General features: G+C 64.7%; 14 protein-coding genes, 1 tRNA gene and 2 pseudogenes. 8 read left to right on the top strand and 9 right to left on the bottom strand.

The window, feature by feature from the left end:
• Positions 1-26 precede the first annotated feature (26 nt).
• Positions 27-1,256: an MFS transporter gene (locus ABDV69_RS00170; RefSeq protein WP_343571573.1), complete on the top strand. Its 1,230-nt coding sequence runs from the start codon at positions 27-29 to the stop codon at positions 1,254-1,256.
• A 54-nt stretch (positions 1,257-1,310) separates the two neighbouring features.
• Positions 1,311-1,383: transfer RNA gene (locus tag ABDV69_RS00175), tRNA-Ala, on the top strand.
• 238 nt (positions 1,384-1,621) lie between these two features.
• On the opposite strand, the gene ABDV69_RS00180 is transcribed toward ABDV69_RS00175, so the two are convergent.
• Positions 1,622-2,071, bottom strand: a complete 450-nt coding sequence (locus ABDV69_RS00180) for a hypothetical protein (RefSeq protein WP_343571273.1) — start codon at positions 2,069-2,071, stop codon at positions 1,622-1,624.
• A 56-nt stretch (positions 2,072-2,127) separates the two neighbouring features.
• Positions 2,128-2,307, bottom strand: a complete 180-nt coding sequence (locus ABDV69_RS00185) for a DUF6131 family protein (protein ID WP_343571275.1) — start codon at positions 2,305-2,307, stop codon at positions 2,128-2,130.
• A gap of 1,051 nt (positions 2,308-3,358) precedes the next feature.
• On the opposite strand from ABDV69_RS00185, the gene ABDV69_RS00190 reads away from it, so the two are divergent.
• Positions 3,359-4,042 carry a hypothetical protein gene (locus ABDV69_RS00190; RefSeq protein ID WP_343571277.1) on the top strand — a complete coding sequence of 228 codons (684 nt, stop codon included), beginning with the start codon at positions 3,359-3,361 and terminating at the stop codon, positions 4,040-4,042.
• A 521-nt stretch (positions 4,043-4,563) separates the two neighbouring features.
• On the opposite strand, the gene ABDV69_RS00195 is transcribed toward ABDV69_RS00190, so the two are convergent.
• A complete protein-coding gene (locus ABDV69_RS00195) occupies positions 4,564-4,944 on the bottom strand; it encodes a type II toxin-antitoxin system VapC family toxin (protein ID WP_343571279.1) in 381 nt (126 codons plus the stop codon).
• Positions 4,941-5,189, bottom strand: coding sequence for a type II toxin-antitoxin system prevent-host-death family antitoxin (locus ABDV69_RS00200; protein ID WP_343571281.1), 249 nt, complete (start codon positions 5,187-5,189; stop codon positions 4,941-4,943). Before ABDV69_RS00200 ends, ABDV69_RS00195 begins: the two co-directional genes overlap by 4 nt.
• Before the next feature lie 174 nt (positions 5,190-5,363).
• Between ABDV69_RS00200 and ABDV69_RS00205 the strand changes: the two are divergent.
• A pseudogene (locus ABDV69_RS00205) lies at positions 5,364-5,783 on the top strand (TetR/AcrR family transcriptional regulator); the annotation flags it as partial.
• Between the two features lie 48 nt (positions 5,784-5,831).
• Here ABDV69_RS00205 and ABDV69_RS00210 read toward each other — a convergent pair.
• Complete coding sequence (locus tag ABDV69_RS00210) at positions 5,832-6,959, bottom strand: hypothetical protein (RefSeq protein WP_343571283.1); 1,128 nt, start codon at positions 6,957-6,959, stop codon at positions 5,832-5,834.
• A gap of 413 nt (positions 6,960-7,372) precedes the next feature.
• On the opposite strand from ABDV69_RS00210, the pseudogene ABDV69_RS00215 reads away from it, so the two are divergent.
• Both ABDV69_RS00215 and ABDV69_RS00220 read left to right on the top strand, forming a co-directional pair.
• Positions 7,373-7,645, top strand: a pseudogene (locus ABDV69_RS00215) (alcohol dehydrogenase); the annotation flags it as partial.
• Positions 7,636-8,586, top strand: coding sequence for an alpha/beta hydrolase (locus ABDV69_RS00220; RefSeq protein WP_343571285.1), 951 nt, complete (start codon positions 7,636-7,638; stop codon positions 8,584-8,586). The pseudogene ABDV69_RS00215 and the gene ABDV69_RS00220, both read left to right, overlap by 10 nt.
• A 103-nt stretch (positions 8,587-8,689) precedes the next feature.
• Here ABDV69_RS00220 and ABDV69_RS00225 read toward each other — a convergent pair whose 3' ends face one another.
• A complete protein-coding gene (locus ABDV69_RS00225; protein ID WP_343571286.1) occupies positions 8,690-10,030 on the bottom strand; it encodes an NAD(P)/FAD-dependent oxidoreductase in 1,341 nt (446 codons plus the stop codon).
• A gap of 353 nt (positions 10,031-10,383) precedes the next feature.
• Between ABDV69_RS00225 and ABDV69_RS00230 the strand changes: the two genes are divergently transcribed.
• Positions 10,384-10,980: a carbon-nitrogen hydrolase family protein gene (locus ABDV69_RS00230; protein ID WP_343571288.1), complete on the top strand. Its 597-nt coding sequence runs from the start codon at positions 10,384-10,386 to the stop codon at positions 10,978-10,980.
• Between the two features lie 93 nt (positions 10,981-11,073).
• Here ABDV69_RS00230 and usfY read toward each other — a convergent pair whose 3' ends face one another.
• The 3 genes from usfY to ABDV69_RS00245 all read right to left on the bottom strand — a co-directional run bounded on the left by usfY (position 11,074) and on the right by ABDV69_RS00245 (position 12,631).
• Positions 11,074-11,373 carry a protein UsfY gene (gene usfY / locus ABDV69_RS00235; RefSeq protein ID WP_343571289.1) on the bottom strand — a complete coding sequence of 100 codons (300 nt, stop codon included), beginning with the start codon at positions 11,371-11,373 and terminating at the stop codon, positions 11,074-11,076.
• A gap of 78 nt (positions 11,374-11,451) precedes the next feature.
• The gene (locus ABDV69_RS00240) at positions 11,452-11,832 is read right to left on the bottom strand and encodes a hypothetical protein (RefSeq protein ID WP_343571290.1); all 381 of its coding nucleotides are present in this window, start codon (positions 11,830-11,832) and stop codon (positions 11,452-11,454) included.
• A gap of 109 nt (positions 11,833-11,941) precedes the next feature.
• Complete coding sequence (locus ABDV69_RS00245; RefSeq protein WP_343571291.1) at positions 11,942-12,631, bottom strand: cutinase family protein; 690 nt, start codon at positions 12,629-12,631, stop codon at positions 11,942-11,944.
• A gap of 535 nt (positions 12,632-13,166) precedes the next feature.
• Between ABDV69_RS00245 and ABDV69_RS00250 the strand changes: the two genes are divergently transcribed.
• On the top strand, positions 13,167-13,310 hold the full coding sequence (locus ABDV69_RS00250; RefSeq protein WP_343571574.1) for a long chain fatty acid-CoA synthetase Faa4p: 144 nt from the start codon (positions 13,167-13,169) through the stop codon (positions 13,308-13,310).
• Positions 13,311-13,436 lie beyond the last annotated feature (126 nt).

The following is a 13,436-nucleotide window of genomic DNA, read 5'->3' on the forward strand; positions in this document are numbered from 1 at the left end:
TCCTCGTCTCTCCGCGCGCCCGCTACATGGCGTGGCGCCGCGACAAGACGAGCCTGCCGCGTGAAGCGTGGGTGCTGATCGCGGCCAACGTGGTGGCCGCGCTGGGCTACGGCGTGGTGTCGCCAGTGCTACCGGCATACGCCCGCACGTTCGGCGTCAGCATCGAGGCGGTGACGTTCGCGATCACCATTTTCTCGGTGATGCGGTTGTGCTTCGCACCGCCCAGCGGGCTGTTGGTTCAGCGAATGGGGGAGCGGCCGGTCTACCTAGCCGGGCTGTTGATCGTCGCGGTATCGACCGCCATGTGTGCATTCGTGCACAACTACCAGGAGCTGTTGGTGTTCCGCGCGATCGGCGGCATCGGCTCGACGATGTTCTTTATTTCCGCGCTGGGCTTGATGATTCGGATCAGCCCGCCCGGTGCCCGCGGCCGGGTCGCGGGGCTGTTCGCCAGCTCGTTCTTGGTCGGCTTGGTCGGTGGTCCGCTAATAGGCAGTCTCACAGCGGGTTTCGGTCTTCGGGCGCCCTTCCTGATCTACGGCGTGGTGATGATGCTCACCGCGCTCATCGTCTCCTACAGCTTGCGAGGGTCGGAACTGGGCGCGCCGGCCGAGCACGTCGATCCGCCGGTGACCCTGCGTACCGCGCTGCGGCACCGCGCCTATCGCTCGGCGCTGCTGTCGAATTTCGCTACCGGGTGGGCGGTGTTCGGACTGCGGATGGCCGTTGTGCCGCTGTTCATTTCGGATGTGCTGGGTCGCGGGCCGCAGATGACGGGTGTGGCGCTGGCGGTCTTTGCGGTCGGCAACGTCATCGTGGTGATGCCCAGCGGCTACCTGTCGGACCGAATCGGTCGGCGCGCGCTGCTGATCGGTGGTCTGCTGGCCTGCAGCGTGGCGACGGTCGGGTTGGGCATTTCGTCGTCGCTGACGGTGTTCCTGGTCGCCGCGTGCGTGGCAGGTGCGGCGTCGGGGGTGTTTGCGTCACCGCAGCAGGCCGCGATCGCCGACATTCTCGGCAACGCGGCGCGTGCCGGCACCGCGGTGGCGACCTTCCAGATGATGGCCGATCTCGGTGCGATCGCCGGCGCCATGGGGGTGGCCAAGATCGCCAAGCACTTCGGCTTCGAGTGGGGCTTCATCGCTAGCGCGTTCGTCCTGCTGTGCGCCGCGGTCGTGTGGATGTTCGCGCCCGAAACTCAGCACCTCGACCCGCTGACGCAAAACGACTGGGAACCGGCGGCGGAGCCTGCCTGAGCAGCGACTTTGAAGGCAGGCAGACCGTGGTGTAACTTCGACAGGCACATCTTCGGGGCTATGGCGCAGTTGGTAGCGCACCACACTGGCAGTGTGGGGGTCAGGGGTTCGAATCCCCTTAGCTCCACTGAACTACGCGAGGTCGAGCACATCGCAGGCCGAACTTCGGCGCCGCGAGCCCGGCGGTGTCGCGGTAATGATCGTTATGACGACCGCGCCGTCACCGGCCGCCGGTCGTCGCAGAATGTCGGCTGGCCGCGGCGGACGCCGCGTGCTCAGCCGTTGGGCGCGCTCCTAACCGCCCGGATCAAAAGTCCGGGCGGTGCTGAGGTGCGAGATGTGGCGGGTGAAGGTGCTCTCGCATTTCACCCCGATCGGGGCATCACTGGGGGACGTTGATCGTCGGCCGAGGGCCCCGGACGCGTATCTGGGACTTCAGGGTCGTCTCGCGCTGTGTCGCTGGATTGCGAGCGCGGATCTATCTTGTCCGCCCGCGCGAACTGCTGGTTCAGCTCGTCACGGGACGTCGCTACCTCGTCACGTTGCGCGGCGGCTTGCTGTTGCAGACCCGAAGCTTGGGCCGCCTTCACATCGGCTTCGGCCTGGGCGGCGCGGGCCTTGGCGGCGGTCTCGTCGGCGAGCGCTTCCCGCTGCTTGACTCGGAGCGTTTCCTCTCGGGCCTGATCTCGGATCTTGCCGGCTTCGACGTGGCGATGCTGGTTGCGCTTGTTGCGCGCCACCAAAACAACAGCGGCGATGAGCACAATTACCACCACCGCGACAACGACGACCCAAACGATAGTGCTGGTAGCCATGTTGGCTCCTTTGAGTTTTGGTTGAAATGGTCGTTAGTTCGATCAGCGGTGGCCGTTTAGTAGTAGTGGCGGCGGCCGCCGACAGCGTGGCCCATCCTCCCCGCGACCATCAGTATCAGACCGATGACAAGCAGGATGATCCCAATGACCAGGCAAATGTGGGCATAGGCGAAGGTAGGGACCAGGGCAGGCAGCACCAGCCCGAGGATAATAAGGAGGATTCCGAGACCAATCATGACGTTTACCTAGTTTCGATGTCGGTCGGGTTGTACGGACAGGGTAATGGGATACCCCCGCGCGCGTTCGGCAAACCGCAGGAGTTTGCGAGAGATGCTGGTTGCAGACGCAATCGCCGCGCTGATTCCGGGCGTCTTGTGAAGAAAGCGCCCGCGAGTCTACGAGCCAAGTCGGTGGTCACCTGAACTCCAAGGGCAACCTCGACCGGAGGACCGGGTACCGGCGATGGGCCGTACCCACAGAAAGCCGGAAAGACAACGGAGGCCGACGGGGGATACCTGGGCACCGTTGAAACGTCAGGCCCCGCGGACGACCGGAAACCGTGGTTTTTGGAGGCTCAAGTGCAGATCGTTGAACTGGGCAGCGATCTTCGGATGTGCGGTTGAGCGGCGGCGGTGCCAATTGACTGATTCAGTCCCTGCTATCTGACTGATTCAATGCCTGCGGTACGCCAGACGCATCATCGACGACGAACTGGACGAGCTCTTCGAACAGGTACCGGCGATCGCCATCGACGGCCCGAAGGCAGTGGGAAAACGACGACAGCCGAGCAGCGAGTCGTCGGCCTGCTGAGACTCGATGCAAAGCCCAACAGTGAGGCGGTGCACGCCGACCCGGGTCTGCTGTTGACTCGGCCGCGGCCACTGCTCATCGACGAGTGGCAGCAGGTTCCCGAGGTGTGGGACGTCGTACGGCGTGCCGTCGACGCCAGTCCGCCTGGTGGCCAGTTTCTGCTTACCGGGAGCGCTTCAGCCCGTCACGGGGCGACGGCCCACTCCGTGCGGGGCGTATTGGGCGGCTACGGATGCGTCCCATGACCTTGACGGAGCGAGGGATCGCGTCACCGACTGTCAGTCTTGCCGAATTGCTCAGTGGGAGAGGGCTACCGCTCGACGGGGTGGCGCAGGTCCGGTTGGCCGATTACACGCAGGAGATCGTGGCAGCGGATTTCCCGGGCATGCGGTCTCTCGGTGTGCGGGCATCGAAGTTTCAGCTTGGTTCGTACCTGCGAACCGGTCGATGCCGAAACTGTGGATTGGTCAACCCAGGATGACCCCCGAAGCCGTCGCGGCAAAGGGCCTGCGCCACACCGTCACCGAGGCCACGGTGTTCGTCCCGGAGTGCTACTGCCTGGACTACTCCGCCGCTGGCTTGGCGCTCAGTGAGGAGTTCGAGAACTCTGCTCGCGTGCCACGTCGAGGCGACGAGTCTACGGGCACAGTGGATTTCGACAGCCAGGACGACGACGCCAAAGCGGCCGGTGAGGCTGTGGCGGCGCAGGCCAAACTGGATGCCGAGCGGCGGGAGCGGCGCAAGGTGATTGCTTTGAACAAGCTCGGTGAAGCGGCGTTGTACCTGCGGCGTGACTTCGTGACCAAGCTGCTCACCGGCAAGCCCCCGCCCACCGGTGCAGCGATGTTCGTGGCCGACTGCCTGGCACGCGACAGCGCCTTATTGAGCGAGTATCAAGCTCAAGACACCGCTGCCGCGCTGTTGGGAGTGGACAACGGGCCGGCCGTGGCCAGGCTGGTGGCCGATTTGCCGGCCACCGGTGACAGCCGCGCCCAGGTCATCGCTTTGGCGTTGGTGCTGGGAGCACTGGAATCCCGGACACCAAGGACGCGTGGCGCGGCAACGCCGGCAATTGCTGGGGCCGTCACGTCGGCAGCGGGGAATATCTGCGCTGGCTGGCCGACAACGACTACCAGCTCGCCGCCGTCGAGGAAATCGTGACCAAAGCCAGGTCCGCCGATGAGGTTTACGACGACTACCTCGCCGAGGCCACCCAGCAGTAGGGCCGCGCCACTGCTGGGTGGGATCAGATCAGTTGGTCCCACCCAGCAGCCAGCCCCACCCAGCCGGGCAGCATGCCACCCTGTTCACAAGCCGCCCGCGACAAAACCGCGCGAATAGGGCTCGTCCCGCAACCGGTCAAAGAAAGCGCATACCTGTACTCGGAACAGGGTGACGGCATGTCCGATCCCAATTATCAGCGGTGACCAGTTCGCGTCGGAAGTTCGCATCTGCGGCCCGGTGGCTGCGAGTTGGTCGAGGTCGAATTGGCAGGGTCCCAGCGCCGCGCCAGCACCGGCTGGCAGCCAAGGCACACCCCTGCAGCCCGGCACCGGACAACCCGCACCCAGCCCGGCCACCCCCCAGCCGCCGGCAGCTCCGGCCGCGAACACCCAGCCATCCCCAAGCCCGACACCCACACCACCAGCTGGCTGACTCGCGACGGCCAACAAGAGGCGGACTTAGACGGCGATAATGTCGATTAGGCCGTCAAGACCGCGGAAGTCGTCCGCGTTACAGGTGTAGAGCGTGGCTGAATTCGCGTGAGCCGTCGCCGCGATCAGCAAGTCCATGGACCTGCTGCGGGGTTGACGCCCCGCATCGACGACCGCGGCCGCGATCTGGCCGTAGCTTGCTGCAACAGCCTCATCGAGCGGGAGCGCATCAAACGCCCGCTGGAGCACAAGAAGTCGGCGCAATCGCTCAGCGCGTACGGCGTGATTCCTGGCGACGAGGACACCAAAATGCAGCTCTGCCAACGTGACTGCGCTAATCGCCAGGTCGCCATCGAGAGGGGCAACCTCGGCTGCGATGACCACACTGGTGTCGAGCAGCGACCTCATTTGGCCCCCCAGGGATCGCGAACATCGTGGGCTATCTCGTTGCGGTCGGTGTCCCAATCGGGGTCCACGGGACCAGCGAACAGCTCGGAGACATCATTCCAGCGCCGCCAGGCCCTCGGCCTGGCCGGTACCAACCTCGCGCCGGGTCTGCCGGCCACGGTGATGGTGATTTCTTCGCCTTCTTCTACGCGGCGCACGAGGTCGGAAGCATTCTGGCGCAGCTCACGCAATCCCACGGTTTCCACGCGACAACGATAGCACAAGTGCTACACTGGATGGAAAGCAGCCATAGGCTGTCGGTCCGCGGGTGAACAATGAAGGCAGCGGGAAGAAGCGCCACCAGGCACATTCCCGAAGACCGACGTGGCTAATTGACCAGTTGTCGTAGCGCGCAAACCCGGCCGTTCAACTCGACGATGTCGGCTCGCGAGGCGCTCTACCAGTACACGGTGCGGTTGCTCAATCAGATCGCCGCCAACCCCGAAGGTGCGGCGGTGTACTTCCAGGAGCAGCCCTACATCACCGAGTGGTTCACCGAAGAACAGGTCGAGGAGGTCCGCGAGAAGGAGATTCAGGTCTACGAGCACGTGCACGGGCTCATCGACCGCGGCATCACCAGCGGCGAATTCTGCGCGTGCGACTCACACGTCCTGGCGCTGGGCTACATCGGTATGACGCTGGGCGCCTACCGCTGGCTGCGCCCGAGCGGACGCCGCAGCGCCCAGGAGATCGCCGCCGAGTTCAGCACCGCGCTGCTGCGCGGCCTGATTCGCGACGAGGAGGTCCGGGTGGAGTCACCGCTGGGTGTTCGGACCGACATCGGCACCGCCGGACGCTGATGACCGATCTGCTCCGACTCGCCGGGCAGGGCAGCGGCAGTGGTCGGGTCAGAAGAGGTTGATGAGGTTGGCGACGTCGAGAATGGGGATGGTGTTGACGAGGTCGCCGAGCGCTTGGAAGTCCGCCGTGAACAGCGACGAATCGGCTGCGTCAAGGCCAGAACCGCTGGCGAGAGCGGCTTCGTAAGCCTGGTCGGCGTGCAGCAAAGCTGCGCTGGTGGTGTCCCAATCCTGATTGAGAGGATCGAAAAACAGCTGGCCAACTTGGCTGGACAAGGAGCCGTCGTGCGCTGAGACGACGGCCTCAGCCGACTGCAGTTGCTCGACAGCTTTCTCGGCGATGCCCTGGCCAAAGCCCGCCCCGAATGCCCCGTCGACGACCCCGGACAGATTCAAGATCACAGCGGGCGACACGTCCGGCGTGGCGGTGATCACGCTGTCGGCCTCGGTCAGGTTCGTGCTGGCCTGGCTGAGTAGGTCATCGGGGTTGGCCGTGACAGCAGCGTTTGCTGCGGCGTCAACGACACTGGCGGGGTAAGCCTGAGCGCTGGCCGCGCTCGACGGGTTGATGCCGAGCAGGTCGTCGAACAACGTCGTCGCCTTGCCGAAGTCTGCGGCGTCACCGGTGAACACCGCCGTGCCGAGGTCGTTGAACAGCGCCCCGTCTTGCGGCGATGCCAGCTGTACTCCGCCTACGTCGATCGGGCCGGTGGAGTCGGGGTTGAACAGCGGCGGAGCGTCGTGGGCGGCGAAGTTGACCAGATCGACGACCTGTTTATCTCCGTCGGCGGGCACTAGGAACGCGAGCACGTTGTTGTCTTTGCCGGTTTGGACTGAGACCTCCTCGATTCCGGGCAACCAGTTATCTTGGATGGCGAGGTTGTCCGGCGACCCGATGGTCGAAAGCGGCGTGGCAAAAAGCTCGTTCGATCCGATGCCGCTGAGCGGAGTGGCCGGAACACTGTCAAAGCCGCCCGCTATCGGTGAGGTGCCCAGTCCCAGCGAATCGCTGGGGTCCGACAGCATGGCCGGGGGCAGCAGGACCACATCACTACCGCTCGTCGGTGTCACCGTCCACCCGTTGATCTCGTCGGCGTGCGCGACCGCAACTCCGAGCATCGCGGCAGCCACGGCGGCTCCCCCGGCGAGCCCCACCCCGACACGGCGAACGGACATACCCGCAACCTTACACAGCTGAATGTGTTAACGCCGCGCACCGCCCCGCACGCGCAATTAACGGCAACAGCCCTACCTGTGGAGTGGCGGCTTCGGTGCGGCTGGTTGATGCTGCCGGCGGTCGCAACCGTCGCCAGCCACGCGGGCGTCATCCGCTAACCGAACCGAGTCCCACCGGGCAACGCGCAACAGTGAACCGTCGTGTTACCTAGACTACCCAACTAGTTGATTGACCCCGCGCATGTCCCGGACCAGCACGCCCCACATTCGATGAGAATGCTGCCCCAGATTCAATGAGAATGGACACTCAAGTAGTCGCAGAATCAAGCTCGCGCCATGGGTTCGCCAGCCGAATGAGCGGTCACCGTTTCGCGGGCACTTTTACGTGAGGCACAGAGGATGTTTCGCGGGCAGTTTTGGTGAGTCGCAGCCTGGACAAGCTGATTGTGCACATCTACGGTGCGGAGATGACGCTGTCCGAAAAAACCATCAAGGGCACTCTGTTCGGCTCGGCCAACCCGCAGTACGACATTGTGCGGCTACGGCGGCTCTACGACGCCGGTCAGCTCAAGCTCGACGAACTCATTACCCGCCGCTACACCCTGGAGCAGGTCAACGAGGGCTATCAGGATCTGCGCGACGGCAAGAACCTTCGCGGCGTCATCGTCCAAGACTCATGGTGCTGACGGCTAACCGGCGTCCGCTGCGCCAGATGCGCCCGGAAGACCCGTCGATTGCGATCGGGACCCTGGACCGCAACTACCTGGATCTGGACTGCGGGCGGGTGGCGTACCTGCGGCACGGCACCGGGCCACCGCTACTGCTGGTGCACGGAATTCCGACCTCCTGCCGGCTGTGGGAGCCGTTGCTGGGTGCGCTGGGCGAGCACTACGACTGCATCGCACCGGATCTGCTCGGCCTGGGGCGGTCGGTACCCAACCCGGACGCGGACCTGTCCAGCCCCGGTCAGGCGGCGATGCTGGCGCAACTGCTCGACGCACTCGGCATCGTCGAAACCGATGCGGTCTTTCACGATCAGGGCGGCGCGCACGGCCAGCAGTTCCTCAAGCTGCACGGCGCGCGGATCAAGGCGGTCGTCTTCACCGATGTGGTCTGCTACGACAATTGGCTGGTGCCGGTAGTGGCGATGCTGGTGTGGCTGGCCAGGCACGGCCTGATCCCGGTTTTGGGTCGGCTCGGCATCCTGCAGCTGATGTTGAAGGCGCATACCTTGCCGCTGACGGTGGTGCGTGGCCGTTTCCCGCCGGCGCTGGCCGCAGATTGGTTTCATGCCCTGCGGGTTGGCGGGCAGGCACAGCGGGACTGGATCCGCTATGTGATCGCGCAATCACCGCGCTGGACGTTGGACGCGGTCCCGGCTTTGCGGGCCTGGACCAAACCGACCCGGGTGATCTGGGCCGCGCAGGACTACTTCCTGCCGCCGTCCTGGGGGGTGCGGTTGGCGCACGACATTCCGGGTTCGCCGGACGACGTCAAACTGCTGCCGTTTGCCGGCCACTTCTGGCAGGCAGAGATCCCGCAGACCGGCGCGGCCGCCATCGTCGAGTTCTTGGCGGGCCTACCCGATACAAGCGGTAGACAGCAGCGCGCGGGTGGGCAGTTGTGATGTCGCCCTCATAGGCCAGGGGGGCACTGGTCCGGACATGAATCGGCGATTGTTCGGGCCAGGAACACCGCTGGCTGGACGCTCCTTCGGACCAAACGGCGATTCACGCGATGCTCGCCTGCTGGCGCATATTGTCCATGGAGGTAACGGCCCGGCGTTGCAGGAGGGCGAGCTTGCCGGAGCCCAACAGGTAGCGGTGTGGCGCCGCGTGGTGGCCGAGGTACAGGCGGCTGCGGCGCAGCCACAGGGGCATGTGCCGGTTGCAGTTGAGCATGTTCTGGGCGGTGGTGACCAGGGCGGTCGGCAGATCCTGCTTGAGCTCTGGGTGCGGCACGGCGGCGCAGATCCGGTTGCGGCGCTCGTCGCTGAGACTGAGCAGCTCCAGGTGAGCGATCAGCGCCGCACTGAACGTCTGTTGACACATGAATACGGACTGCAGAGTGACGTGACCCGCGGAGAACAGCGGCCGCGCATCGACTTTGGCCAGACCGTTGGCCGAGCAATCGACGAACAGGGTGTCTTCGACGACGCCGATAGTTCCGCGATCGAGGCGGATCCCGCTGCCGCCGACATGCTGCACCCGGCCCAACCGGATCACATTGTCGATCCGACGCAGCTCGGCAAGCTCCCTGCGGTCGACCGTGGCGCAGCGCCACTTGGTCGGCAGGCTTTGGGTGTCCAGTCGGAAGACGATGCCTTTTCGTTCGAGTTGCAAGAAGGCATCGTCGATGTTGGTGGCGTCGGCGATGCTGCGCACCATGGACACGACGGTGTCCAGCACCAGCCCGGGCTGCATCATGCCGCGATCCAATAGCCAGGAGTCGTTCGACACAATCCACTGAATTCGGTCCGGCGAAACACCGTTGTCCAGTAGGAACAGCAGCGAGTCGATTCCGGTTTTCCCGGCGCCGATAATTACGTAGCGCTCGTGCGGCCGCCTGATCTGGGCCAGGCCGTTGGGCGGTATCACGGTGGCGTCGGAGTCGATTGTGTAGCGGGGTGGGCAGATCGACGGCACCTTCACCTGCATGTAAGTGCCGTCGACGATCCGGCGGTTTGCGGTGACCGTGGTGACCCGGTCGCGGTCAACGGTGGAGACGATCCGGCCGTCACCCTTGTGCTCGCTCATCGAAAGGAACCGCACCCGGCCGGTGTGTAAGAAGCGGTCCATCGCGTCCCGGTAGTAGGCGACGATATCGGCAACCGAGCTCAGGTCTTCACCGCCCTGCCCGAGGTGCGTCGAGTTGAGACCATAGAACGCGGCCGGCTGGTGCAACCTGACGAATGGGTAAGCGTCGTTCCAGTGGCCGCCCGGGTTGGCGTGCCGGTCCACCATGATGATGCGCGCCACCGGGTCCTCGGCGAGGATCACATCGGCGAACGCCATGCCCATGGCGCCGGCGCCCAGAATCAAATAGTCGGTATCCAAGTGCTGTGTTGACATTGCGGGACTCAGTTCCTCACTGGCGTGTCGGTGATCGGTGTATGGGTGGCGTTGATCTCAGCCGAAAAATAAACCGTAGATCGACCCTGGCGACGGGTTCTTTACCATTCGGGGTGCACCTTGTCGTCATTCGGGGGCAACTCGCTTTATTTCGCGGGCCGGTGCCGCTTACATCGGATCCATGAGCATCCTCACCAACGTCGCGGCCACCCCCTCCAGCCGCGTCACCGCTTCTAATCGGGCCACCTTCAACACTCCGCCCCGTCTTGCAGACTTCGATGTGATCGGGGACGACATCGCGCTGGTCGAGGCCATGAAGGCGTTCGGGGCCGCCGAGCGGGTGCCGGAATGCAGTGTTCTCGGGCGCGCGCTGGGGTCCGCCGACGGGCTGGAGGCCGGGTTCGCCGCTAACGAGCACCCGCCGCATCGTCGCCGTCCAGCCCGCGGTGCGGGTCGGGGACGTCCCGGGCAACCTGCACCACATCGAGGGCATCGTCGGTCAGGCGGTCCGTGAGCACTCCCCGGAAATGGTGTTCCTACCGGAGAGCGCCAACCACCCCAACATCCACGGCCGCGTCATGCGCGACGTCACCGAACCGGTCGACGGTCCGACCCTGGCCGTGCTTCGGGGCCTCGCGGCGAAGCACGACTGCATTGTCGGCGGCGGCTACCTCGCCGTCCGTGGCGGCCACGCGTTCGGCACCTACGCGGTCTGCGAGCCCGATGGCTCGGTCTTTTTCCACGACAAGGACCAGCCTTCGATGTGGGAAAACAACAACTACACGGCCGGGGACGACCCCGGCATCGCCGACACCGCAGCCGGCGCCATCGGAGTCGCCAACGGGTTCGAGTGGCTACGCTCGCGCACTGCTGCGCGCCTGCGGGGACGTGTCGGCCTGGTCGCCGGCGGGGATGTACTTCCCCTCGTTCCCCGGCTCTCGTCGTCGTGACCGCGACCAGCGGTGCCGGCAAACGAACCGATGGGGTTGTGCTGGTCTTAGTCTTAGCACTCGGGCCTTGGCCTGCTCGCTCCAGAGGTCTGGCTAGCGCAACTGAGCCTCGGGGTGCGCTGCGTGCCACTGCCTCTCGATGCTGTTCACCCTGCGGTGTTCGACGACGAGCCATAACGCTCCGGCGAGCGCTCCGAGTGCCGCGATCAATACCGTCGTGCCGAGCCACTCGTAATGTCGATACGCCGCGGCCGCCACCGTGGCGATCATCCCGAACACAGATACGGCCAGCAGGATCAACCCAGGCCAGTAGAAGTTGTCCTTCATGGCGAGGCCGGCATGCGGTTGCGTGGTCCGAGAGTGATCCGTCGGATCGTGATGAGTGTCGCCCATCTCACCTTCCTCCGTCGTCGGACGCGATGGTAAGGATGCTACTCACCCAGCAGGCTTGCCGAAATGGTTATTCCGGCGTCAGGTCGAGCCAGTTTGCTGCGGACCCAACAGCTCGGGCAGTGCGACTGCCCCAATCGTGGTCACCAGCCACACCACCAGCGTCGTGGCCACCCAGGACGCCATCCCACGAATGGTGAACCCGTGCGTTTCTGCCGTGGCGAGAATCAGCGCAAAAACGGTTATTGCCAGGCCGGTGCCGCCCAGGAGTAGCGACGCATATCCATGGGGCAGCCGCAAGAGAAACAGTGACAGGGCCGCCTGCGCTATAGAGAACACCGCGACAGCGACGATGAACCCCGACACCGACAACGAAACTCCGGGAACGACCTGCGCGGCCACCAGGAGTCCGATCGCCCACGCACCCAGAAGTAGAACTGCGCGCACCACGATTTGCCTCATCGATCAAGGATAGGTGGCAGAAGCGTGGCCGTGAAGGACTCGACCGCCTGAAACTGGTCGAGTCGCCGCAATCATGGTCCAGCAGGGACTCGACGTGTGGACGCCGGAGTCAGCGACCGAGCTTGTTGGCGGCGTAGTCGGCCGCTTGATCAGTCATGCCGTTCGTCTTGTATTCGCTGTGCGCGGCCCGACTGAATCCCTGGCCCGACGAACACACCGGGTCCTGGGGCGTGCAGAGCTCGAGTGTCTTGTGCACGTAGGCCGGGCCGATGGTGATCGGCGGGGCGTCGCGGTCGACAAGATTGAGGAACCCGTTGGAGGGCTTGCCGAACAGGGTGACGGCGGCCACATGCGACGCGACGTTGGGCGGCAACGGGCCGCTGATGCCGGCGGGGAGGGCGTAGCCGGGCGGGACATTGTCCGAGGTGAGGTAGGCGGCGATGGCAGCGCCCTGCGAGTAGCCGCCCAGGACCATCTTGGTGGCGGGGCAGGTGTTGACGGTTTCCATGACCTTGTTGGCGGCGTCGGCAACGCCGTCAGCAGCCTGCGAGAAGTTCAGCGAGGCGGGGTAGTTGACCGGATACACATCGACCGAGCGTCCGCCCAGGCGCGAGGTGAGGGCGTCGGAGAATTGCTGCCCGACGGTCCCGGGCCCGGGGGGCTCGAGAGTGCCGCGCGCGAAGATGACCTCGACGTCCGGGCACTGTCCATCGCCGGCGGCCTCGCTGACGGCCGGGGTCGTGACCGCCGCGGCATACAGCATCGTGACGACGGCTGCCCTCTGCAGCAGCTTCGTCATCGGCTGCGCGCACCATGTCAACGGCGATATGCCAGATCGGGTCGTCTCATGCACAGAAGAACCTTTCGTCAAAGCGAGATCGCCTTTTTTGCAGCGTAAGTGGTGGAAGACTCCACCGCAGCGTGGGCTTCGGCGTCGGTGCCGTTGGTCATCGTGATATCCGAAAGTCACGCTGGTCAAACTCAACATGGTGTAACACCGGGGGCGTCGCGGTTCATTCCCGGCGCGTTGACCGTCAGAAAAACTGCCGTGACGACCGGGATGGCGGATCCACCTCCACGCGATAAAACCGCAGCTCAGGATGGATTTTTCAAGGTCGAGTCATCGATGCTCGTCGCCGATTAGGTTTTCGCCTGTGTTCGCAATACGCTAGCGCGCGGTTTGTTCTCGACTCAGGAAAGCGGCCATGCCCATTCAGCCCGTGCTGGTGCGCCCACGTCACGTGCGCAGCGCCCAGCGATTCGCTTCCCGCGTTAAGTGCCCGACGGTCGGTCAGTGCTTCGACATCGAAGTCACTCGCGATGCGGACGGGTGGATGATCCAGATTCCCGAGATCGGCAGGGCCACCCGCACGCACCGTCGCGCCGCGGTCGAATTGGCGGCGCGGGAATGCATCGCGATGTGGACCGGTATCCCGATCGGTTATGTCGCGGTCAACCTCGACAGCGAGATCGGCTAGCGCCTACCTCGCGTATTGGCCGAGGCGTGTCTCGCGTGTGACCTCACCGCGACGGTGCGCAGAAATGCTCGGCTAGCGGCATCGACGTCTTGATCAAGATCGCTGGGCGCACGGCGTGATCGAGAA

Source organism: Mycobacterium sp., from assembly GCF_039583785.1.
In the GTDB taxonomy this organism is placed as follows: Bacteria; Actinomycetota; Actinomycetes; order Mycobacteriales; family Mycobacteriaceae; genus Mycobacterium.

What these genes read in the sequence shown, in the direction of transcription:
- ABDV69_RS00170 (WP_343571573.1), top strand. Translation starts at nt 27, where the DNA reads ATGGCGTGGCGCCGCGACAAGACGAGCCTGCCGCGTGAAGCGTGGGTG.
- ABDV69_RS00180 (WP_343571273.1), bottom strand. Translation starts at nt 2,071, where the DNA reads ATGGCTACCAGCACTATCGTTTGGGTCGTCGTTGTCGCGGTGGTGGTA.
- ABDV69_RS00185 (WP_343571275.1), bottom strand. Translation starts at nt 2,307, where the DNA reads ATGATTGGTCTCGGAATCCTCCTTATTATCCTCGGGCTGGTGCTGCCT.
- ABDV69_RS00190 (WP_343571277.1), top strand. Translation starts at nt 3,359, where the DNA reads ATGACCCCCGAAGCCGTCGCGGCAAAGGGCCTGCGCCACACCGTCACC.
- ABDV69_RS00195 (WP_343571279.1), bottom strand. Translation starts at nt 4,944, where the DNA reads ATGAGGTCGCTGCTCGACACCAGTGTGGTCATCGCAGCCGAGGTTGCC.
- ABDV69_RS00210 (WP_343571283.1), bottom strand. Translation starts at nt 6,959, where the DNA reads ATGTCCGTTCGCCGTGTCGGGGTGGGGCTCGCCGGGGGAGCCGCCGTG.
- ABDV69_RS00220 (WP_343571285.1), top strand. Translation starts at nt 7,636, where the DNA reads ATGGTGCTGACGGCTAACCGGCGTCCGCTGCGCCAGATGCGCCCGGAA.
- ABDV69_RS00225 (WP_343571286.1), bottom strand. Translation starts at nt 10,030, where the DNA reads ATGTCAACACAGCACTTGGATACCGACTATTTGATTCTGGGCGCCGGC.
- usfY (WP_343571289.1), bottom strand. Translation starts at nt 11,373, where the DNA reads ATGGGCGACACTCATCACGATCCGACGGATCACTCTCGGACCACGCAA.
- ABDV69_RS00240 (WP_343571290.1), bottom strand. Translation starts at nt 11,832, where the DNA reads ATGAGGCAAATCGTGGTGCGCGCAGTTCTACTTCTGGGTGCGTGGGCG.
- ABDV69_RS00245 (WP_343571291.1), bottom strand. Translation starts at nt 12,631, where the DNA reads ATGACGAAGCTGCTGCAGAGGGCAGCCGTCGTCACGATGCTGTATGCC.
- ABDV69_RS00250 (WP_343571574.1), top strand. Translation starts at nt 13,167, where the DNA reads ATGATCCAGATTCCCGAGATCGGCAGGGCCACCCGCACGCACCGTCGC.